This window comes from Pseudomonas flavescens, assembly GCF_013408425.1.
Taxonomy (GTDB): domain Bacteria; phylum Pseudomonadota; class Gammaproteobacteria; order Pseudomonadales; family Pseudomonadaceae; genus Aquipseudomonas; species Aquipseudomonas fulva_A.
Genome location: NZ_JACBYV010000001.1, coordinates 3,790,459 through 3,812,037 on the forward strand (window position 1 = coordinate 3,790,459; position 21,579 = coordinate 3,812,037).

The 21,579-nt window shown below is 63.5% G+C and carries 19 protein-coding genes; 8 read left to right on the top strand and 11 right to left on the bottom strand.

Annotated elements, in window-relative coordinates:
- Nucleotides 1-52 precede the first annotated feature (52 nt).
- Complete coding sequence (locus FHR27_RS16945) at nucleotides 53-973, bottom strand: LysR substrate-binding domain-containing protein (RefSeq protein WP_179539128.1); 921 nt, start codon at nucleotides 971-973, stop codon at nucleotides 53-55.
- A 139-nt stretch (nucleotides 974-1,112) separates the two neighbouring features.
- On the opposite strand from FHR27_RS16945, the gene FHR27_RS16950 reads away from it, so the two are divergent.
- The gene (locus FHR27_RS16950) at nucleotides 1,113-2,489 is read left to right on the top strand and encodes a NorM family multidrug efflux MATE transporter (protein ID WP_179539129.1); all 1,377 of its coding nucleotides are present in this window, start codon (nucleotides 1,113-1,115) and stop codon (nucleotides 2,487-2,489) included.
- 30 nt (nucleotides 2,490-2,519) lie between these two features.
- Here FHR27_RS16950 and FHR27_RS16955 read toward each other — a convergent pair whose 3' ends face one another.
- The gene (locus FHR27_RS16955) at nucleotides 2,520-4,190 is read right to left on the bottom strand and encodes a putative bifunctional diguanylate cyclase/phosphodiesterase (RefSeq protein ID WP_179539130.1); all 1,671 of its coding nucleotides are present in this window, start codon (nucleotides 4,188-4,190) and stop codon (nucleotides 2,520-2,522) included.
- Between the two features lie 287 nt (nucleotides 4,191-4,477).
- On the opposite strand from FHR27_RS16955, the gene rep reads away from it, so the two are divergent.
- Together rep and FHR27_RS16965 are read left to right on the top strand one after the other, a co-directional pair.
- A complete protein-coding gene (gene rep, locus FHR27_RS16960) occupies nucleotides 4,478-6,487 on the top strand; it encodes a DNA helicase Rep (protein WP_042553250.1) in 2,010 nt (669 codons plus the stop codon).
- Between the two features lie 204 nt (nucleotides 6,488-6,691).
- The gene (locus FHR27_RS16965) at nucleotides 6,692-7,174 is read left to right on the top strand and encodes a UPF0158 family protein (RefSeq protein WP_042553251.1); all 483 of its coding nucleotides are present in this window, start codon (nucleotides 6,692-6,694) and stop codon (nucleotides 7,172-7,174) included.
- A gap of 187 nt (nucleotides 7,175-7,361) precedes the next feature.
- On the opposite strand, the gene FHR27_RS16970 is transcribed toward FHR27_RS16965, so the two are convergent.
- Nucleotides 7,362-8,741 carry an MFS transporter gene (locus FHR27_RS16970; RefSeq protein WP_257026934.1) on the bottom strand — a complete coding sequence of 460 codons (1,380 nt, stop codon included), beginning with the start codon at nucleotides 8,739-8,741 and terminating at the stop codon, nucleotides 7,362-7,364.
- Nucleotides 8,742-8,834: 93 nt separating this feature from the next.
- Here FHR27_RS16970 and FHR27_RS16975 point away from each other — a divergent pair, with 93 nt between their 5' ends.
- Together FHR27_RS16975 and FHR27_RS16980 are read left to right on the top strand one after the other, a co-directional pair.
- A complete protein-coding gene (locus FHR27_RS16975; protein WP_042553253.1) occupies nucleotides 8,835-9,725 on the top strand; it encodes a LysR family transcriptional regulator in 891 nt (296 codons plus the stop codon).
- Nucleotides 9,726-9,921: 196 nt separating this feature from the next.
- The gene (locus FHR27_RS16980; protein ID WP_042553254.1) at nucleotides 9,922-10,494 is read left to right on the top strand and encodes a xanthine phosphoribosyltransferase; all 573 of its coding nucleotides are present in this window, start codon (nucleotides 9,922-9,924) and stop codon (nucleotides 10,492-10,494) included.
- On the opposite strand, the gene FHR27_RS16985 is transcribed toward FHR27_RS16980, so the two are convergent.
- The 6 genes from FHR27_RS16985 to dadA all read right to left on the bottom strand — a co-directional run bounded on the left by FHR27_RS16985 (nucleotide 10,478) and on the right by dadA (nucleotide 16,948).
- A complete protein-coding gene (locus tag FHR27_RS16985; RefSeq protein WP_179539131.1) occupies nucleotides 10,478-12,616 on the bottom strand; it encodes an acetyl-CoA hydrolase/transferase family protein in 2,139 nt (712 codons plus the stop codon). The two genes, FHR27_RS16980 and FHR27_RS16985, sit on opposite strands and share 17 nt — an antisense overlap.
- Before the next feature lie 131 nt (nucleotides 12,617-12,747).
- Nucleotides 12,748-13,170, bottom strand: coding sequence for a c-type cytochrome (locus tag FHR27_RS16990; RefSeq protein ID WP_179539132.1), 423 nt, complete (start codon nucleotides 13,168-13,170; stop codon nucleotides 12,748-12,750).
- A gap of 167 nt (nucleotides 13,171-13,337) precedes the next feature.
- Nucleotides 13,338-13,886, bottom strand: coding sequence for a cupin domain-containing protein (locus FHR27_RS16995; protein ID WP_042553257.1), 549 nt, complete (start codon nucleotides 13,884-13,886; stop codon nucleotides 13,338-13,340).
- Nucleotides 13,887-14,049: 163 nt separating this feature from the next.
- Complete coding sequence (gene alr, locus FHR27_RS17000) at nucleotides 14,050-15,120, bottom strand: alanine racemase (protein ID WP_179539133.1); 1,071 nt, start codon at nucleotides 15,118-15,120, stop codon at nucleotides 14,050-14,052.
- A gap of 204 nt (nucleotides 15,121-15,324) precedes the next feature.
- Nucleotides 15,325-15,675, bottom strand: a complete 351-nt coding sequence (locus FHR27_RS17005; RefSeq protein WP_042553259.1) for a RidA family protein — start codon at nucleotides 15,673-15,675, stop codon at nucleotides 15,325-15,327.
- Nucleotides 15,650-16,948, bottom strand: coding sequence for a D-amino acid dehydrogenase (dadA, locus tag FHR27_RS17010; protein ID WP_179539134.1), 1,299 nt, complete (start codon nucleotides 16,946-16,948; stop codon nucleotides 15,650-15,652). Before dadA ends, FHR27_RS17005 begins: the two co-directional genes overlap by 26 nt.
- Before the next feature lie 155 nt (nucleotides 16,949-17,103).
- Between dadA and dadR the strand changes: the two genes are divergently transcribed.
- Nucleotides 17,104-17,592: a transcriptional regulator DadR gene (gene dadR, locus FHR27_RS17015; protein ID WP_013789818.1), complete on the top strand. Its 489-nt coding sequence runs from the start codon at nucleotides 17,104-17,106 to the stop codon at nucleotides 17,590-17,592.
- A 228-nt stretch (nucleotides 17,593-17,820) separates the two neighbouring features.
- On the opposite strand, the gene FHR27_RS17020 is transcribed toward dadR, so the two are convergent.
- On the bottom strand, nucleotides 17,821-18,174 hold the full coding sequence (locus FHR27_RS17020; RefSeq protein ID WP_179539135.1) for a YkgJ family cysteine cluster protein: 354 nt from the start codon (nucleotides 18,172-18,174) through the stop codon (nucleotides 17,821-17,823).
- A gap of 163 nt (nucleotides 18,175-18,337) precedes the next feature.
- On the opposite strand from FHR27_RS17020, the gene FHR27_RS17025 reads away from it, so the two are divergent.
- Nucleotides 18,338-19,651 carry an NAD(P)/FAD-dependent oxidoreductase gene (locus tag FHR27_RS17025; protein WP_179539136.1) on the top strand — a complete coding sequence of 438 codons (1,314 nt, stop codon included), beginning with the start codon at nucleotides 18,338-18,340 and terminating at the stop codon, nucleotides 19,649-19,651.
- 67 nt (nucleotides 19,652-19,718) lie between these two features.
- Here the strand turns inward: FHR27_RS17025 and FHR27_RS17030 are convergent, their stop codons facing one another.
- On the bottom strand, nucleotides 19,719-19,961 hold the full coding sequence (locus FHR27_RS17030) for a DUF1127 domain-containing protein (RefSeq protein ID WP_179540109.1): 243 nt from the start codon (nucleotides 19,959-19,961) through the stop codon (nucleotides 19,719-19,721).
- Nucleotides 19,962-20,139: 178 nt separating this feature from the next.
- Between FHR27_RS17030 and FHR27_RS17035 the strand changes: the two genes are divergently transcribed.
- Nucleotides 20,140-21,573: an aminotransferase-like domain-containing protein gene (locus FHR27_RS17035; RefSeq protein WP_179539137.1), complete on the top strand. Its 1,434-nt coding sequence runs from the start codon at nucleotides 20,140-20,142 to the stop codon at nucleotides 21,571-21,573.
- Nucleotides 21,574-21,579 lie beyond the last annotated feature (6 nt).

The following is a 21,579-nucleotide window of genomic DNA, read 5'->3' on the forward strand; positions in this document are numbered from 1 at the left end:
TTTTGCGTGGAGTAATAAAAACGTCTCGTCGATGAACGTTTTCAGCGCTCTTCTAACGGCGCAGCTCGACCTCGGGCAACTGCATGGCCGCCACTTCGGCAAGCAGAAATTCGGCTAACCGCCCGAAACGCTCCTGCCCACGGCGGGCCTTGGGCCACACCAGATAATAGCTTTCGCCGCTGGACACGGCGGTCGACCAGGGTAGCGCCAGGTGGCCCAGCAGCACATCCTCGGCGACCATGGCCAGATCGCCGATCGACACGCCGTAACCGCGGGCGGCGGCGACGATGCCCAGCTCCAGGGTGTCGAACACCTGGCCGCCCTTGAGCGACACCTGGTCGGTCAGGCCCATGGCCTGCAGCCAGCGGCGCCAGTCACGCCGATCGGGAGTCGGATGCACCAGCTCGGCCTGCTGCAGGCGGCTGACGTCCCACGGCTGCTCGCCGAGCACAGCAGGCGCGCACACCGGGATCAGCCATTCGTCGAACAGCCGCACGCTATGCCATTCGTTGCTGAAGGTGCCTGCGCTGAGTAACACGGCGCAGTCAAAAGGCTCATGGAGAAAATCCACACGATCGAGATCCATCCATGCGCTGGTGAGCTGCACCTCAAGGCCTGCATGCCGGGCGCGAAACAGCGACAGGCGCGCCAGCAGCCAGCGCATGGTCAGGGTCGAAGGCGCCTTCAGACGCAAGGTGCCGTCCTCCACGAGCAGGGTCGCGCATGCTCGCTCCAGGGACTCGAAACCTTCGTGCACGCCCGGCAGCAGCAGACTCGCCGGCTCGGTCAGGTGCACCGCCCGGCCGCGGCGCTCGAACAGCCGACAGGCGAAGTAATCCTCCAGGCTGCGAATGTGCCGGCTCACCGCGCTCTGGGTGATCGCCAGCTCATCAGCGGCACGGGTGAAAGAGCAATGCCGCGCGGCGGCCTCGAAGGCGCGCAGGGCATAGAGCGGTGGCAGGCGCCGCGTCACTGCATTGAACCATGAGTTTTAATCATGCCTTGCATCGCTATTTTCCTTTTGTGGGCACTGGCTACAAACCGGAGAATAGCCGTCATTGCTCATCTCCCGACAGTCTGGGGATGCTCACCCTACCGAAGTTTTACTCATCATGAAAAATCCCCTTGGTCACGAGCTGCGTGCGCTGCTGCGCCTGGCAGGCCCGCTGATTTCCGCGCAGCTGGCCCATGCGCTGATGATCTTCACCGACACATTGATGATGGCCATGCTCGGCCCTGGGCAGTTGGCCGGCGGCGCGCTGGGCGCGACCTGCTACTTCATTTTCTCGATCTTCTGCACGGGGGTGATCGCCGCCGTGGGCAGCATGATCGCCATTCGCCACGGCGCTGGCGACCCGGAGGGCGTCACTCGCCTGCTGCGCAACGGCCTGTGGCTGGCCCTGCTGCTGGGCGTCATCAGCGCGCTGTGTCTCAATGGCCTTGGCCCGCTGCTGCCGCACCTGGGTCAGGATCCCGACGCCGCCAGTCAGGCCATGAATTTCCTGCGCCCGCTGTCGCTGGGCCTGCCCGCTTACCTGTGCTTTATGGCCCTGCGCGGCTTCACCAGCGCCATCGGCCGTCCCGGCCCGGTGATGACCATCAGCATCGTCGGCACCCTTGCCAACTTTGTCATCAACTATGCGTTGATCAAAGGCTGGCTGGGCGTAGACCTGGGCCTGAGCGGTATCGGTCTGACCACCGCGCTGGTCAGCAGCGCCATGGCGCTGGCCCTGGGGCTGTACATCCTGATGTCGCCGAACTACCAGCGTTACAAGCTGCGCGGCGGCCTGGGTCGCCCGCAGCGCGCCGAAATCCGCGCCCTACTGCGCCTCGGCCTGCCGATTGGCGGCACCTATGCCGCGGAGCAAGGCCTGTTCACCTTTGCCACCCTGTGCATGGGCGCCCTGGGCAGCGTGCAGTTGGCGGCGCACCAGATCGCCATGCAGTCGGTCGCCCTGGCCTTTATCGTGCCCCATGGTCTTTCTTATGCGGTGACCTTTCGGGTCGGCATGCATTACGGCGCCGACCGCCTGCACATGTCGCGCCTGGCCGGCTACCTGGGCATGGGTATGGGCGCCGCGTTAATGCTGCTGTTCGCCCTGGCGTTCTGGCTACTGCCAGAGTGGATCATCGGCCTGTTCCTCGACCGCCACGATCCGGCGTTCGCCGATATCGTCACCCTGGCGGTGAGCCTGCTGGCGATCGCCGCCTGGTTCGAGCTGTTCGACGGCCTGCAAAGCATCGCCATGGGCGCGATACGCGGCCTTAACGACGGCCGTCTGACCCTGGTGATTGGTCTGACCGGCTACTGGTGCATTGGCGCACCGCTGGCCTGGCTGCTGGCCTTCCCGGCCGGCTGGGGCGCCCACGGCGTGTGGTGGGGCTTGGCTGCGGGCCTGGCGGTGACGGCGAGCGGCCTGGTGCTGGGCTTTCGCTGGAAGACTGCGCGCCTGCAGCGGCCGAACGCCATGCAGGCCTACCTGTCATAAGCGGCTGCCTGCGAGTCCGGATTGCAGCGGCTAGGGTCGACCGCTGAGCAGCGACTGGTGCTCGCCCGCCGACAGAAAGCGCGCCAGCTCGGCCAACGGCATCGCCTTGCTGACCAGATAACCTTGCACCTGGTCGCAGCCGAACTCGCGCAGCAGCTGCAACTGATCGACATTCTCCACGCCTTCGGCCACCACCTGCAGATCCAGGTTATGGGCCAGATTGATCATCGCCTGTACCAGTTGCTGGCTCTGCGGACGCAACTCCATGCCCGTGACGAAACTGCGGTCGATCTTCAACAGGGCGATGGGCAGATTGCTGAGGTGCTCGAATGACGAGAAGCCCGTGCCGAAGTCGTCGAGAGAAAAGCGCACCCCCAGGTGGCCGAGGCGCCGCATGGTCTGCAGAACGTATTCGCTACGGCGCATCACGGCGGTTTCGGTGAGTTCGAACTCCAGCCAGCTGCTGTCGATACCGCAGCTTTCGATCAAGCGCTCCAGGGTCGGCAACAACTGGCTGTCCTGGAACTGGCGGAACGACAGGTTGACCGCCATGTGCAGCGCCGGGTGGCCGCGCCCGGCCAACCCCTGCATGTCACGCAGCGCGCGATCGATCACCCAGTAACCGAGCGGCACGATCAGCCCGCATTCCTCGGCCAGCGGCACGAACGAGCCGGGCATCAGCAGGCCATGCTCCTCGTGTTTCCAGCGCACCAATGCTTCCAGCCCGACGATTTCGCCACTGTGCAGGCACAGCCTCGGCTGATAGTGCAGCTGCAACTCTTCACGGCGCAGCGCCCGGCGCATTTCCCGCTGCAGATCGGCCTGACTGCGCAGGTTGCGATCCAGGTGTTCGTCATACAGGTGATAGGTGCAACCCTGGCGACTCTTGGCCTGCTGCATGGCGACATGGGCATGCCACATCAGCGTATCGGCATTGCTTGCCGGCTTGGCCTCGGCCACGCCAAGGCTGCACCCGAGCAGCAGGCTCTCGCCGTCGATCCAGTAAGGTTCGCCGAGGGCATCGGCGATACGCCGAACCCAGGACCGGGCGCGCCGAAGATCGCCACGGGTGTCGAGCAGCAGGGCGAATTCGTCACCGCCCAGCCGTGCCAGCTGGTCACCGCGCCCCAGGTGCTGCTTGAGACGCGCCACCACCTGCTGGATGAGTTGATCGCCAGCCTGGTGCCCGAGAGCATCGTTGGCCTGGTGGAAGTTGTCGAGATCCAGATGCACTAGGGCCAGGCCACGCTGGCTGTGATCGCCAAGGCGAGCGGCCAGCAGGGTCTGAAAGCCCTGGCGGTTGGCGATGCCGGTCAGCGCGTCCTGCTCAGTAAGGCGCTGCAGCGTGGCCTGCAAACGCCCCTGTTCGCGGACATAGCGCAGGCAGCGGCGCACCACGTCATCGCTCAACTGGTCGCGCACCAGCCAGTCACAGGCTTGCGCCGGCGCCTGCTCGGGTTCGTTATCCAGCAACAGGATGATCGGTGCGCGGCATTGTTCAGGGCTGGGCAGATGAGCCGGCGTGGTCAGCAGAACCCCATCGGGGCTATCGCCCAGCAACGCTTCGGCGGCTGGCCAGCTGGAGGCGCAGGTCAAGGGCGCCGGACCGCCAAGGGCCTCCAGGCGTTCGTGCAGCAACTCGCTCCACTGCGGCGTTTCAGCCAGCAGTATCAGGCGCAATGGCTCGACGAATGCGCTCAAGAAAACTCCCCGATACAAGAAAGTGCGGGCTGAAAAATGCCCCTGAGTGCGCCATATCCGACGTCAAATCAAGCACTTCCGTGTGAAACGCGGGACATCCTGCGACAAACGCGCCACGCCTACAACCCCACAGGCGAAACTCGCCGCCAACCCCGTCACATAACGGCAAGGCATTGGCCATGGTCAGAGCACGGCTGTTGGTGGAGGCTAACTTCCTTCATCAAAGCAACGAATGACAGTCGACTTTCAGCTAAAATGCGTGGCCATTTCCCTTCGCGATAAACACGATGTCCCGACTCAATCCCCGGCAACAGGAAGCCGTGAACTACGTCGGCGGCCCTCTTTTGGTGCTCGCCGGCGCAGGCTCCGGCAAGACCAGCGTGATCACCCGCAAGATCGCCCATCTGGTACAGAACTGCGGAATTCGCGCCCAGCACATCGTCGCCATGACCTTCACCAACAAGGCCGCTCGCGAGATGAAGGAGCGTGTCGGCACCCTGCTCAAAGGCCCCGAGGCCCGCGGCCTGACCGTGTCGACCTTTCACAACCTGGGCATGAACATCATCCGCAAGGAATACGCGCGCCTGGGCTACAAGCCCGGCTTCTCGATCTTCGACGACGGCGATATCAAGGCGCTGCTGACGGACATCATGCAGAAGGAGTACGCAGGCGACGACGGTGCCGATGAGGTCAAGAACTACATCGACAGCTGGAAGAACGACCTGATCCTGCCTGACGAGGCCCTGGCCAATGCTCGCGGCCCCAAGGAGCAGACGGCCGCCATCGTCTACCTGCACTACCAGCGCACGCTCAAGGCGTACAACGCGGTGGACTTCAACGACCTGATCCTGCTGCCGGTGAAGCTGTTCCAGGAACACACCGACATTCTGGAGAAGTGGCAGAACCGCATCCGCTACCTGCTCGTCGACGAGTACCAGGACACCAACTCCAGCCAGTACCTGCTGGTGAAGCTGCTGGTGGGCATGCGCAACCAGATCACCGTGGTGGGCGACGACGACCAGTCGATCTACGCCTGGCGCGGTGCGCGGCCGGAGAACCTCAACCTGCTCAAGGAAGACTACCCGTCGCTCAAGGTGGTGATGCTCGAGCAGAACTACCGCTCCACCAGCCGCATCCTCAAATGCGCCAACGTGCTGATCGCCAACAACCCTCATGCGTTCGAAAAGCAGTTGTGGAGCGAGATGGGCATGGGCGATGAGATCCGCGTGATCCGCACCCGCAACGAAGACGCCGAGTGCGAGCGCGTGGCGCTGGAGATTCTCACCGAGCACTTGCGCACCCAGCGCCCCTACAGTGATTTCGCCATCCTTTATCGGGGCAACTACCAGGCCAAGCTGATGGAGCTGAAGCTGCAGCACCACCAGATCCCCTATCGCCTGTCTGGTGGCACCAGCTTCTTCGCCCGTCAGGAAGTGAAGGACCTGATGAGCTACTTCCGCCTGCTGGTCAACCCGGACGACGACAATGCCTTTCTGCGGGTGATCAACGTGCCACGTCGGGAGATCGGCTCCACGACCCTGGAAAAGCTCGGCAACTACGCCAACGAACGCAAGATCAGCATGTACGCCGCCAGCGACGAAATCGGCCTTGGCGAGCACCTGGACAGCCGCTACACCGAGCGCCTGGCACGCTTCAAACGCTGGATGGACGGCGTGCGCGAACAATGCGTGGTCAACGAGCCGATCGCCGCCATCCGCAGCATGGTGATGGACATCGACTACGAGAACTGGCTGCGCCAGAACGCCTCCAGCGACAAGGTCGCGGACGCGCGCATGGGCAACGTCTGGTTTCTGGTCGATGCCCTGAAGAACACCCTCGACAAGGACGAAGAGGGCGACATGACCATCGAGGACGCCATCGGCAAGCTGGTACTGCGCGACATGCTCGAACGGCAGCAGGAAGAAGAGGATGGCGCCGACGGTGTGCAGATGATGACCATGCACGCCTCCAAGGGGCTGGAATTCCCTTCGGTGTACATCATCGGTTTCGAGGAGGAAATTCTTCCCCACCGTTCCAGCATCGAAGCCGACACCATCGAAGAAGAACGGCGCCTGGCCTATGTGGGCATCACCCGCGCCAAGCGCAACCTGGCACTGACCTTCGCCGCCAAGCGCAAGCAGTACGGCGAGATCATCGACTGTTCGCCGAGCCGTTTTCTCAACGAACTGCCGCCCGAGGACCTTACCTGGGAAGGCATGGAAGAGGCGCCGGTGGAGGTCAAAGCCGCTCGCGGCAACGACGCCCTGGCCAGCATGCGCGCCATGCTCAAGCGCTGATACGAGCAATCGGTGGCCCCGGCCGAGCGCTACGACAGCCGGGGAAATGCTCCGGATGTCGCGCCGCGCAACCCAGGTCAGGTTTTCGCCGCGCCCAATACCTTCACGGGCACCTGCGTAACATTTCGTAGTCAGAATGAGAGGCCGGTAGTTGCCGCCGGCCATTCGTTATCGCCAAGCTACCTTTGCAAGAGGCCCGGAACCATGCGCACGCTCACTCTCGACCTCGATACCCTGACCCCGTTGATCAATGGTCGCGAAACCCTGGAGCACTGGCTCGACCTGGAGGCCGGTACGGTTCTGAGCCTGTCGCCGGACGATCAGGGCAGCGACGAACATCAGCAGGTCCAGCTGAACCCCGAGCGCTACGCCGCGGTGCCCAACCTCGACGTAGTCCAGCGCGTGGCCATGCGTGAGTCCTTTCTGTTCACCCTCAACGATCTCAACGCACACCCGCTGCTCAGCGCCGCACTGACCGGGCGCAAGCCGCTGCGCTCATTCGATTACGAAATCGACTACTTCCCCGTGCTACGCCAGCAATGGCAAGACTACGAACAGAAGCAACTGCGCGAATACGCCCTCAACTGGCTGTTCGAACTGGGCCTGGAACCGGCGCCGGACAAACTGCCACTGGACACCCGTGGCATTCCCAAGGACATCCTGCGGCGGCTGACCAAAAGCGCCTGAGCCGGACAGCCTGCCAGGGTCTGTTGACGTTTCACGCACGGCCGCGCCGGAGCCCTACGGGTTGCGCGGGAAATCTCGCCATGCGTCGTTGGAGGACTTGAAAAGGGAATGCCATTCCCTGCGTCCTCCGCCTAGCTTGGCGAGAGTTCTCGCGGCAACGCGGCGCGCGCTGAAACGTCAACAGACCCTAACGTTGCGGTTGATACACCGGCTGCACCGCCGGCCGGCGCAAGCCCATGGCCAGCAACGCGCCGAACACGGCAATCAGGGCACTGAAGAAAAGGGCCCGGTTCAACCCCTGCACCGGATCCTCGGTGGCATTGGCAACCGACACCAGAATGGCCAGGCCAAGCGCCCCACCGATCTGCTGCACGGTAGATGTCATGCCGGACGCCACGCCCTGCTGGCCGGTGGGGATGCCCTGCCCCGCGCACACCCACATCGCCGTCCAGGTCATGCCCTGACCCAGGCTCAGCAGCGTGATGGCCGGCAACAACTGCAGATAGCCGTCGACGCGAACCAGGCCGAACGTCTGCCAGGCAATGCCCAAAGCGCCGGCCAGCAGCCCCAGGAGCAGCGTCACGCGCGGGCCGAAGCGGGCCAGCATCGGTTCGGCCAGGGCGATACCCAGCGTGCACACCAGGGTCGCCGGTAGAAACGCCAGGCCGGTTTGCAGCACATTGAAGCCGTACACCTGCCCGTAGTAGATGGCCAGGAAGTAGTACTGAACCCCAAAACTGCTCATGAACACCGCAGTGATCAGCATCGCCAGCCACAGGCTGCGGCGACGTAACAGTTGCAGATGCATCAGGGGATCGGCGGCCCTGCGTTCGATCCACACGAACAACCCCAGCAACAGCACAGCCAGCCCGAAGGCACCGACAACTTCAGGCGTCGCCCAGCCCCACTCCGGCCCCTGGATGAATGCCAGCACCAGCAGGCTGCCCCCGGCGGTGACGCAAAACGCCCCAGGCAGATCGAAGCTGCGACCCTTGTCGAGCGGTGCGTCTTCGCCGATCCAGCGCCCCGCCGCCCAGGCGCAGCCGCCTGCCAGCGGCACATTGACGAGAAATACCGCCTCCCAGCCGAAGCCCTGGGTCAACACACCGCCCAGTAACGCCCCCAATGCCAGGCCGGCAGCCGATGCCGCACTCCAGATCGCCAACGCTCGATTACGCGCGGCCCCTTCGGCGAAGTTGCCATTGATCAGTGCCAGCGTGGCGGGGAACAGCATCGCCGCGCCAACCCCTTGCAGCGCCCGGGCCAGTACCAGCAGCCATGGCGAATCCGTGCAACCACCGGCCAGAGACGCCACGGCGAACAGGGTCTGGCCGATGCGATACATGCGGCGGCGACCAAGCAGGTCGGCGCAACGCCCACCGAGCAGCAGGCAACCACCGAAAGCCACGCTGTAGGCGCTGATCACCCACTGCAGTTGCTGCGCGGAGAACCTCAGCTCGTCGCCGATGCTCGGCAGGGCGACGAAAAGGATGGTCGCATCCAGGGCGATGATCAGTTGGGCGCAGGCGAGTAGCGCCAGCATCAGGCGGGGACGGGAAGACGGCATGCACAGAACTCTGCTAATGGACGGCTCTGCAGTTTCATTCATGCGTCACAGATGATAAATACGCTACAAATCCTTTCAATGATGATAAAAATCATGGATCTGAACGCCGTGCAATTGCTGCTCAAGGTGGCCGAGCTGCGCAGTTTCACCCTTGCCGCGCATGCCACGGGCCTGACTCAGTCCGGTCTGTCACGCGCCATCGCTCGCCTGGAGCGGGAACTGGGCACACGCCTGCTCAACCGCAATACTCGCAGCGTGAGCCTGACGCCCGACGGCACCCTGTTGCGCGACCAGTGCGCGCCCCTGCTCGCGGGCCTGGAGGATGCCGAACGGGAGTTGCTCGACCGCCGCTGCGAGCCTAGCGGCGTGTTGCGCCTGACCGCGCCTTCGGCCTTTGGGCGCATCGTGTTGCTGCCGCTGCTGGGCGAATTGAGCCAGCGTTATCCACAGTTGCACATCGAAAGCACCCTGAGCGACCGGGTGGTGGATATCGTCGAGGACGGCTTCGACCTTGCCGTGCGCACCGGGCGTATCGACGATCAGCGCATGATCGCCCGCCCACTCAGGGCCACGCGCTGGACTTGCGTGGCCACGCCCGCTTACCTCGCTCGTCGCGGCGTACCGCAGCACCTCGACGACCTGGCCAGTCACGATTGCCTGGCAGTACGTAATCCACGGGACGGAAAGCTGGTCGCCTGGCAGTTCATCGATACCGGTCGACCACGAGATGTGGAGGCCAGCGGCCGGCTGATCTTCGATAACGGTGACGCCCTGCTCGAAGCCGCTCGCCTTGGCCTGGGGGTCGCCCAGCTGATGGACTTCGCGGTGGCCGATGACCTTGCCGCCGGGCGCCTGATCGAAGTGCTGCAGCCCTTCGCTGGGCGCCAGCGGGAAATCGCCATCGTCTACCCACCATCACGACAACGCTCGCCACGGATCACCGCATTCACGCAGATCCTGTTCGAGCGCTGGGGCCGTGCCTAAGGTCTGTCGAGGTTTCTCGCTGCAACGCGGCTTGCGCTGCTAACGTCAACAAACCCTGGCCGCGATATTGGCTGCGCAGGTACTGCCTGCGGGTCAGCCGTCGGACGCCAAGTGGCGAGCGGTGCGGTTTCGCTACAAATGATCGGCAATTTGAGGGAAAATCCGCCGCTTTGCTCTTGAGCCCAGAGGATCGATCGTGGAGTCGTTGAAACAGAAGATATGCAGTGAAGGTACCGTCCTGTCCGAGCAGGTGCTCAAGGTCGACGCCTTTCTCAATCACCAGATCGACCCACAGCTGATGCAGCAGATCGGCCACGAGTTCGCCGAGCGCTTCAAGGGTCAGGGCATCACCAAGATCGTCACCATCGAGGCCTCCGGTATCGCCCCGGCGGTGATGGCTGGCCTGGAGCTGGGCGTGCCGGTGATTTTCGCGCGCAAGTACCAGTCGCTGACGCTCACCGACAACCTCTACATCTCCAAGGTGTTCTCGTTCACCAAGCAGACCGAGAGCACCCTGGCGATTTCCTCCAAGCACCTGAATGCCAATGACCACGTATTGCTGGTCGACGACTTCCTGGCCAACGGCCACGCCGCCAAGGCGCTGATCGATCTGGTCGGCCAGGCTGGCGCCAGCATCGCCGGTATCGGCGTGGTCATCGAGAAGTCGTTCCAGAGCGGCCGTGCAACGCTGGACGCCGAGGGCTATCGCATCGAGTCCCTGGCACGCATCCAGTCCCTGGCCGGCGGCAAGGTCACGTTCCTCGAATAGTCGTCGCCTTCAGCCCGCTCAACAGCAGCCTTTGGTACAGCTCCTCGCGCAAGCCGTCGGGCTGCTCCAGCCCCATGCGCTGCAGGTGCGCGGGAAAGTCTTCTGCAGGCGGTGGATCGAGCGCCGCCTTGCCCAGTTCCAGCACTTCGCTCAGTCGGAACTTGCCCTTCAACCAGGTCAAGGCGCGCAACAAGTCCTGCTCCTCCGGGCTGAAATCACTGCCCAGTGGATACTCCGCGAATGACGCCCCATGCCGATCGGCAATCGCCTGCAGGCGCTCCGGGGTGTTGCTGGTCACGCGCGGATCTAGCTGAAAATCCTTCGGCAGCTTGCCGGCCTCGATGGCCTGTTCCATCAGTTGCGCCTGAAAGCGTGAATCACTGACGCCCAACAGGGCTTCGATCACCTGCGCATCGGTCTTGCCGCGCAGATCGGCGATGCCGTATTCGGTGATCACCACGTCGCGCAGATGCCGCGGAATGGTCACGTGTCCATATTCCCAGACGATGTTGGATGTCACCTCGCCTGCGGATTCGCGCCAGCTGCGCAGCAGCAGAATCGAGCGCGCATCCGGCAATGCGTGCCCCTGGGCGACGAAGTTGTACTGCCCGCCCACGCCGCTGAGCACGCGGCCATCTTCCAGCTGATCGGCCACCGCCGCGCCAAGCAGGGTGACGGTGAACACACTGTTGATGAAGCGCGCCTCGACGCGCTGCAGGCGCTTGAGCGCCTCCTCGCCGTACAACTCGTTGATGAAGCCGATGCCGGTCATGCCGAAGCGACTGCGCTGCCCGGCATCCATATCGGCGAGACGCTGATAGAACGATTGCGGGCCCAGGAAGAAACCGCCATGCACCCACACGCCATGCTTGGCCGGCGTCAGGTAATCGCGCAGGGCCGCCTGACTCAGTGGGTCGGAAAGTTCGGTGGAGCATTGCTGATCGGTCGGCAGTAGCAGGTTCTCGCCCTGCAGCTTGAGGTTGGCATCCAGCAGCCCGCCCTCCTGCATCCAGTTCAGGGTCGCTTCATCCAGGCGCTCCGGCAGCCCGGCGTCGAGCATGGCCTGCACGCCGCGTGGCTGGCCATTGGCATCCAGCGCACCGGCGCTGGCCAGACGCTGTACCCGCACGTCGGGGTAAACGACGCGGCGGATCACACCGGCGTCGGTCAACGCCAGCAGGCCATTGACGAACATCTCGCTGCAACCGTACAGCCCCACGTCGAACGGTTGCTGATCGCCGAGCAGCGCAGTCAGCGGATGCGCCTGCCCGTCGTGCAAGTCGGCCAGCACCGCACGGTAGCTGGGGTTATCGGCGTGGCGCGCCAGCAAGGCTGCGCTGACCGCATCGCCCATCGCGCCAATGCCGATCTGCAAGGTGCCGCCATCACGCACCAGAGTGCTGGCGTGCAGGCCGATGCAGTGGTCCTGCACCGTCACCGGCATGTTCGGCGTGGAGAACAGGGTGCTGGCTTCGTTTTCCTGTAGCTGAATATCGAAGGTTTCACGGGGCAACTCGGCATCGCCCGGCATGTAGGGCAGATGGTCGTGGACCTGAGCGAGGCAGAGGATGGTTTCGCCGCGCTCACACCTTGCCTGTAGCAGGGGCAGCAGGTCCAGGGTGATATCCGGATTGCAGCTCAAACTGAAATGGCCGGGCCGACTGCTGTCCTCAGCGACCAGTTGCGCTACCACGTTGACGCCCTTGGCGTTGATGTCGCGGGCAGCGTGGCTGTAATTGCTGCTGGTGTAATCCTGCTGAGCCGAGTCGCTATCGAGCAGGCTGCCGGGCTGCAGAAAGAACTGCTCGACCCGCACGTTGGCTGGCAACGTGTCGCCCTGCAAGTCGGCGAGAAAGTCCAGCTCCGGATAATCGCCATATACACGCTCGACGAAGGGGTCGAGAAAGCGCCGCTGCAAATCCTGGCCAGCACGGGGCCGCCCCAGGCACAGGGCGGTGTAGATGGTCAGCTGGCGTTCGGGACATTCGCGCAGACGCGCGTAAAGGGCATTGACCCAGCGATTGGGTTTGCCCAGCCCCAGTGGCAGGCCCAGACGAATAGGGCCGTCGATTTCGTCAAGAATGCGCTCGACGGCTTGCTCGATGGAACACTGTTGGGGCATGCAGCTCTCCAGGCAGAATGGTCTCGGCAGTGTGCGTTGGACTGCCCGATCGGGCCTTTTGCTGCAATTTTGTCATCACTCTGAAATGACAAAGCCGCCCGAAGGCGGCTCTGATGCGGCGTGGACGGGCCCTAGAGCCCGGACATCCTCTCGATGGCGGCGCGCAGTTCGTCGTCTGAGCAGTCGCCACAGGTGCCCCTCGGCGGCATCGCATTGATACCGGCAATCGCCTTCGCAAGGATGCCATCCATACCGCCCTGCTCGTCTGCCCGGTTTCTCCAAGCAGCGGTATCACCGATTTTCGGCGCACCGAGCAATCCCGGCGTGTGGCAGGCCGTGCAGTGCCTGGCCACGATGTCGTCGGCGCTACGTGCGGCACCGCCGGAGACAGTCGCTACAGCTTCGACGCCTTTGCACGCCTGCCCGGAAATGCACACTTGCCCTACTGGCTTGATTCGCTCGGCAATCGCTTCGTCTGTAGTAGCCTGGGCATTCACGGCCCATAGCGCCAAGGCGATTGCCGGCACTACGAGCATGCTTCTGATTGGGTTCACACGTACGCCCTCATGGGTGGCTAGTCACGCTCGCGGCCACGGTTTCGCAAGCCCGAGAATTATAACGACTGCCCTACGGGGCCGGAATGACCCAACTTGTCGCAGGGTTATTGAACCCATGACGCAGATCAACGGCAGCGTGAATTGCCACGCTGCCGCTCACGGTTTTAGAAGTTTGCCGGGGTGGTGGCACTGATCAACCGGGCGGGTTGATCGAAGGGATTGCGAAAACGATGGGGCTTGCTGCTCTCGAAGTAATAGCTGTCGCCGCTCTCGAGCACGAACACTTCATCACCGACGGTGAGCTCGAGACGACCTTCGACCAGCATGCCGGTCTCCTCGCCCTCATGGGCGTACATCTCCAGGCCGGTGTCGCTGTGCGGCGGATAGGTTTCGTCGAGAAAGGAAATGGCGCGGCTCGGATGCGCCTTGCCGATCAGCTTCATGGTGATCGCGCCACTGTGAATATCGGTCAACTCGCTTGCCCGATAGACCACCTGCACCTGATTGTCCTGCTCGGCCTCCAGGGAAAAGAACTCCACCAGCGACATCGGAATGCCGGCCAGCACCTTCTTCAACGAACTGATCGAGGGGCTGACGCTGTTCTTCTCGATCATCGAGATGGTGCTGTTGGTGACCCCCGCCCGTTTGGCGAGTTCGCGCTGGGAAAGCCCTTTGAGCTTACGGATCGATTGCAGGCGTAGACCGACGTCCAATGCAGGATGCCCCCAGGGAAGACATGGAATTGGCCGTATCATGGCAACAGTGTTCAGTATTTACAACAGTCTGAACACCTTGAAACACCCGTGAGCCAAGGACTGTTGATGTTTCAACGTGAGGGATTGCCATGCCGGACGGAGACCCGCCAGGCGAGCGCCCTTAGCTTTCGCTGTAAATCAGCGGCACGCGTCGCACGTTGCAGAACAGTTGATAGGGAATGGTACCCGCCGCGATGGCGACATCGCTGGCCAGCACGCCGGAGCCCCAGAACTCGACACGGCTGCCCAGCCCGGCAGCGGGCAGATCGCTGAGGTCGACGGTCAGCATGTCCATCGACACCCGGCCGATGATCCGCGATGGCTGGCCATCGATGAGCACCGGTGTACCAGTCGGTGCGTGACGCGGGTAACCGTCGGCATAGCCCATGGCGACCACCCCCACGCGGGTGGCCCGCTCACTGGTGAAGCGCGCGCCGTAGCCGACCGGCTCGCCTGCGGGCAGGTCGCGGACGCTGATCACCCGCGACTCCAGAGTCATCACCGGCTTTAGCCGGGCCGCGACATCGTGAGCCTGCTCGAAAGGCGTGGCGCCATAGAGCATGATGCCGGGGCGCGACCAGTCGCTGGGAATGCTCGGCCAACCGAGCAGCGCTGGCGAGTTGCGCAGGCTGACCTCGGCGGCAAGCCCTTCGCGAGCCGCGAGGAACACCGCAAGCTGCTCGTCGCTGCGCACGTTGTCGAGCTCGTCGGCGCGGGAGAAGTGGCTCATCAGCACGATCTTCGCCACCTTGCCGCTGGCCAGCAGGCGCCGGTAGGCGGCCTGATAGTCGGCCGGATGAAAGCCGACGCGGTGCATACCGCTGTCGAGCTTCAGCCAGACGTTCAGCGGCCGCTCGAGCGACGCCTGCTCGATGGCTTCGAGTTGCCATTGTGCGTGTACCACGCACCACAGCTCGTGCCTGTCGATCAGCTCCAGCTCCGCCGCTTCGAAAAAGCCCTCGAGCAGCAGGATGGGCCCGCTGATCCGCGCCTCGCGCAGTTGCAACGCTTCTTCGATACAGGCCACGGCGAAACCATCTGCACCCTGTAGCGCCTGCGCGCAGCGCACCGCGCCATGCCCGTAGGCATCGGCCTTGACCACCGCCAGCGCGCGCGCGCCGGACAGTTCACGGGCCAATTGATAGTTGTGACGCAGGGCTTGCAGATCGATCAGGACACGGGCGGGACGCATGGTTATCTCGAATAACGGAAGAAGACATACTACTGAGGCGGGTGCGGACGTTCGATTGGGTGGGCTGAAGCCCACCCTACAGCCTGTGGGAGCGGGCCATACCCGCGATTTTTCGCGCGCATGGCGCCCTCCCACAGTGGAGCGGCAACGGCTGCTAGCGCCTTATTGCAGTCGGAACATCTCGTTTGGATCGTGAGCCGGCCTTTAGGGTAAAGCAGCAATCACGGTCATCTCCACGAGCACGTCCGGCGAATACAGTTTGGCTTCGACGCAGGCGCGGGCCGGAGACTGGCCAGCCGGTACCCAGGCGTCCCAGACCTTGTTCAGGCCTTCGCGATCATCGATGTTCTTCAGGAAGATGGTGATCGACAGGATACGCGTCTTGTCGGTGCCGGCTTCGGCGAGGAACGCATCGATGCTGTCCAGGGTCGCCTTGGTCTGGGCCTCGATCCCTTCGCTGTGGTCTTCATCCAACTGGCCGGCCAGATAGACGGTGCCATTGTGAATGACGATTTCGCTCAGACGCGGCTCAGTTCGCAGGCGCTGTATGGACATGGGTGTTCGACTCCTTGGTTGTGCCATAACGGGAAATATCCAGGCCTTCGCTGCTGATCTGCGGGCGCTTTCTGGCGATGATATCGGCGAGCAAGCGCCCAGAGCCACAGGCCATGGTCCAGCCTAGGGTACCGTGTCCGGTGTTCAGAAACAGGTTTCGATAGGGTGTTGCGCCAACGATCGGCGTGCCATCGGGGGTTGCCGGGCGCAGGCCCGTCCAGAAATCGGCCTGGCTCAGATCACCGCCCTGCGGATACAGGTCACCGACGATCATCTCCAGGGTTTCCCGGCGGCGCGGATCGAGGCTGAGATCGAAGCCGGCGATTTCGGCCATGCCGCCCACGCGGATGCGCTGGTCGAAACGGGTGATCGCCACCTTGTAGGTCTCGTCGAGGATGGTCGAAGTCGGCGCCATGGCCGGCTTGGTGATCGGCACGGTCAGCGAATAGCCCTTGAGCGGATACACCGGCGCGCGCACGCCCAGCGGCTTGAGCAATTGCGGGCTGTAGCTGCCCAACGCCAGCACGTAGCGGTCGGCGGTTTCCAGCTGGCCGTCGATCCACACGCCGTTGATGCGATCACCGGCGAAATCCAGGCGCTGGATGTTCTGCCCGAACCGGAACTGCACACCCAGCGCGGCGGCCATGTCGGCCAGCTTGCGGGTGAACATCTGGCAATCGCCAGTCTGGTCGTTAGGCAGGCGCAGGGCACCGGCGAGCTTGTCGGTGACGCCCGCCAGCGCCGGCTCGACCTTGGCGATGCCAGCCCGGTCGAGCAACTCGTAGGGCACGCCGGACTGCTGCAGCACGGCGATGTCCTTGGCAGCGTTGTCCAGCTGGGCCTGGGTGCGGAAGATCTGCGTGGTGCCCAGTTGGCGCCCTTCATAGGCCAGACCGGTTTCCGCACGCAGCTCGTCGAGGCAGTCGCGGCTGTACTCGGACAGGCGCACCATGCGTTCCTTGTTCACCGCATAGCGGCTGGCCGTGCAGTTGCGCAGCATCTGCGCCATCCACAGGTACTGGTCGATATCGCCGGTCATCTTGATCGCCAGTGGCGCATGCTTCTGCAGCAGCCACTTGATGGCTTTGAGCGGCACACCTGGCGCCGCCCAGGGCGAGGCATAGCCTGGCGAGACCTGGCCAGCGTTGGCGAAGCTGGTTTCCATGGCCGGGCCGTTCTGGCGATCCACGACCACCACCTCGAAACCCTGACGGGCCAGGTAATACGCACTGGCCGTACCGATCACACCACTACCAAGCACCAGAACCCGCATATGTTCTCCCCGCCGCGACGATGCACTGGCGTATTACGTTCCGAGAAGTCGATGCGTACAGTATAGAAAGTGAATAGCAGTGCTTTTCACTGTATACACACCTATATTTGAAGGGAATTCTGGGTTTAACAGCCTTTCATGGAGGGGCGCCGACCATGCGTACGCAACATCAGAGCCGCCGCGAGCTGGACAAGATCGATCGCAACATCCTGCGCATCCTCCAGGAGGACGGCCGCATCTCCTTCACCGAGCTGGGCGAACGGGTCGGCCTGTCCACCACGCCCTGCACGGAGCGGGTACGTCGCCTGGAGCGCGAAGGCATCATCATGGGCTACCACGCCCGCCTCAATCCGCAGAACCTCAAGGCCAGCCTGCTGGTCTTCGTGGAGATCAGCCTGGACTACAAATCCGGCGACACCTTCGAGGATTTCCGCCGCGCCGTGCTCAAGCTGCCCCACGTACTGGAATGCCACCTGGTATCCGGCGATTTCGACTACCTGGTGAAGGCGCGCATCAACGAAATGGCCAGCTACCGCAAACTGCTCGGCGACATCCTCCTCAAGCTGCCCCATGTGCGCGAGTCGAAGAGCTATATCGTGATGGAAGAGGTGAAGGAGAGCCTGGCACTGCCGGTGCCGGAGTAAGCAGCGGCAAGCTGCGCGTTTCGAGCGGTAAGTTGCTAGGCGAACGGCAACTGACCGTAGGGTGGAAAACCGCGAAGCGTTTTCCACCGGTTGGTTCAACGCCGGCCCAGCCTTGTGCCGTGATTGGTGGATAAGCTTCGCGTTATCCACCCTACTTGCTGCCCGACGCAACGCCCCGGTTAACGTTCTCACACGGGAGCGTGGATACCATCAGCCCCCGCCAAATGCCTAGACCAGCACCTGCCGCGTGCTGGCGATGAGCTGATGCACCTGGCGCTCGACGCCTGCCTCGATTGGCTGCTCGGGCGCACGTCCATGCGGACATGGCAGGTTCGGTGTGGTACCGAAAAGGCGGCAGATCAGCGGGCGCTGGTCGTAGACCTGACAACCCTGAGGGCCGAGGTGGACGCAGTTGTACTCGGCCAGCGCGGCGTCCTGCTCGGCGGCGGTCTTGCGCGGCAGGCGCGACATTTCTTCCGACGAAGCGGTCACCGGGCCGCAGCAGTCGTGACAGCCGGGCACGCACTCGAAGCGCGGGATCTGTCGGCGCAGCAGGTCTATCTTGCGGCTGGTGCAGCTCATGGTCACGGCTCGGAAATGGATGGCGCGCATGGTACAGGCGAGCCCGCCCGCCGCAAAGGATGCGACGGCAGCATCCTCTGCGCGCCATCGCGGGTTGGCGCAGGGCAAAGTCAGCGCTTATGCTTCGTCAATTTTTACAAACACGAAACTCAGGATTTCGCACATGACCGCCCGTGCCCACCCGCCGGTTCATAGCGCCGAGCATGCCCCGTCCTACTACGCCGCGAGCGCCAACCTGCAGGTCGATTATCCGCCGCTGCAAGGTGAGCAGCGTGCCGACGTGTGCATCGTTGGCGGGGGCTTCTCCGGCCTGAACACGGCCATCGAGCTTGCCCAGAAGGGCCTGTCGGTGGTGTTGCTGGAGGCCCATCGGATCGGTTGGGGCGCCAGCGGACGTAACGGCGGGCAACTGATTCGCGGCGTCGGCCACGGCGTCGAGCAGTTCGAGTCGGTGATCGGCGCCAGCGGCGTACGCGAGCTGAAACTGATGGGCCTCGAAGCGGTGGAGATCGTGCGCCGCCGGGTCGAACAGTTCGGCATCGCCTGTGACCTGACCTGGGGTTATTGCGACCTGGCCAACAAGCCCCGCGACCTCGCCGGTTTCGCCGAGGACGCCGCCGAGCTGCAGAGCCTCGGCTATCGCCACGAACTGCGCATGCTGCAACCGGAACAGATGCACGAAGTGGTCGGTTCCAACCGCTATGTCGGCGGCCTTATCGACATGGGCTCGGGGCACCTGCACCCGCTCAACCTGGCCTTGGGCGAAGCCGCTGCGGCACACAGCCTGGGTGTACGCCTGTACGAGCATTCAGCCGCCACACGCATCGACTACGGCAGTGAAATCCGCGTGCACACGGCTCAGGGCGTGGTGCGCGCCGGGCAACTGGTGCTGGGCTGCAACGCCTACATCCGCGACCTGAACCCGACCCTGGGCGGCAAGGTGCTGCCGGCCGGCAGTTACATCATCGCCACCGAGCCGTTGAGCGAGGAGCAGGCCAGCGCGCTGATCCCGCAGAACATGGCGCTCTGTGACCAACGGGTGGCGGTCGATTATTACCGCCTGTCCGCCGACCGTCGCTTGCTGTTCGGCGGCGCCTGCCACTATTCCGGCAGCGACCCTGCGGATATTGCCGCTTACATGCGGCCCAAGATGCTGGCCGTCTTTCCGCAGCTGGACGATGTGCGTATCGACTACCAATGGGGCGGGATGATCGGCATAGGCGCGAATCGCCTGCCGCAGATTGGTCAACTGAAGGATCAGCCCAACGTCTTTTATGCCCAGGCCTACGCAGGCCACGGCGTGAACGCCACGCACCTGGCCGGCAAGCTGCTCGCCGAGGCCATCACCGGGCAGGCTGGTGGCGGCTTCGAGCTGTTCGCCAAGGTGCCGCACATGACCTTCCCCGGCGGCCGCTACCTGCGTTCACCGCTTCTGGCACTGGGTATGCTCTGGCACCGGCTCAAAGAGCTGGCCTGACGCAGCCTGCAGCGCAGCGATACTCAGGACGGAACACTCCGGGTACCGCTGCGCTGCATGCCCGCCTCTAGAGTTTCCAGAACGGCAGCGAGGCTTCTCTGCGGGCTTGATCCCGAGTCAGGCCGATGTCGTGAAGCTGCGCATCGCTCAGCTCGAGCAACGCGCGGCGAGTCATCAGGCGGCGGATGAACAGCTTCCAGCGATGGGCCAGTGCCTCGCGCGCCGGCATCAGCTCCGCCACACGCTGGCGCGCCGCACCATTGAGTTCGCTGCTCTTGAGGGTCAATCGCACATCGCTTAATCCGTTCATCTCGCTCTCCTGCACCGGGTGGTCATGGGAGATCATGATGGCAAGCGATGAAAAGACATGACAGATCCAAAAAAACGGAATTAAATCCATACAGATATCGGCGAAACCCAACTGAATGGTTGGTTACGCAGCTATCTGTATCGGTTTTTCATTCAATTCCTGCATACAGGCGCCGACCATGACCCTCTATACCAACCTGGCCGAGCTGATTGGCGAGCGCATCGAACAGGGCCTGTATCGCCCGGGGGATCGCCTGCCGTCGGTGCGCGCCCTCAGCCAGGAACACGGGGTCAGCCTGAGTACCGTGCAGCAGGCTTATCGGCACCTGGAAGATCGCGGCCTCGCCCTGCCGAAGCCAAAATCCGGCTATTTCGTCCCCCAGGGCCGTGCCAAACCAGCGCTGCCGAAGATCAGTCGGGCCCCCCAGCGACCAGTCGAGGTGTCGCAGTGGGATCAGGTGCTGGAGCAGATCGCCTTTGCACCGCGCAACGATTTCATCCAGCTTGGTCGCGGCCGACCGGACATCGACAGCCCGACCCTCAAGCCGCTACTGCGCTCACTGTCGCGCCTGAGTCGCAAGCAGGATCTGCAGACCCTGACCTACGGCAGCATTCACGGTGACCAGCGCCTGCGCGAGCAGATCGCCCGCCTGACGCTGGATTCGGGCTGCCAGCTGAGCCATGAAGACATCGTCATCACCACCGGCTGCCACGAGGCACTATCGGCAGCGATCCGCGCGATCTGCGAACCGGGCGATATCGTCGCCGTCGACTCGCCCAGTTTCCATGGCGTGATGCAGGCGCTCAAAGGCTTCGGCATGAAAGCTCTGGAGCTGCCGACCGACCCGCTCACCGGCATCAGCCTGGAAGCCCTGGAGCTGGCCCTGGAGCAATGGCCGATCAAGGCCATACAGCTCACCCCGACCTGCAACAACCCGCTGGGCTACATCATGCCGGAGGCCAACAAGCGCGCCCTGCTGGCCCTCGCCCAGCGCCACGACGTGGCGATCATCGAAGACGATGTATATGGCGAGCTGGCCTTCCACTACCCGCGCCCGCGCACCATCAAATCCTATGACGACGACGGCCGGGTACTGCTCTGCAGTTCGTTCTCCAAGACCCTGGCACCGGGCTTCCGGGTTGGCTGGATAGCACCGGGGCGTTATCTCGATCAGGTACTGCACATGAAGTACATGGGCACCGGCGCCACCGCCCAGTTACCGCAACTGGCCCTGGCCGAGTACATCGAGGACGGCCATTACGAGCCCCATCTGCGCCGCATGCGCGCGCAGTACGCCCGTGGCCTGGATCAGATGAGCGACTGGGTGAGCCGTTACTTTCCCCCTTCGGTACGGGTCAGCCGGCCCCAGGGCGGCTTCATGATCTGGGTGGAAATGCCGGAGGGCTTCGACAGCCAGCGCCTGAACCGCGAACTGGCGGTGCACAAGGTGCAGATCGCGCCGGGCAGTATCTTTTCCGCAGCGGGCAAATACCGCAACTGCCTGCGCATGAACTTCGCCTCACGGCATACCGCGAGCATCGAGGCGGCCGTGCGCAAGGTCGGCGAAACCGTGGCGGCCATGCTGGAAGAATCCCCGCAGTCTAGAGACTGAATCTTT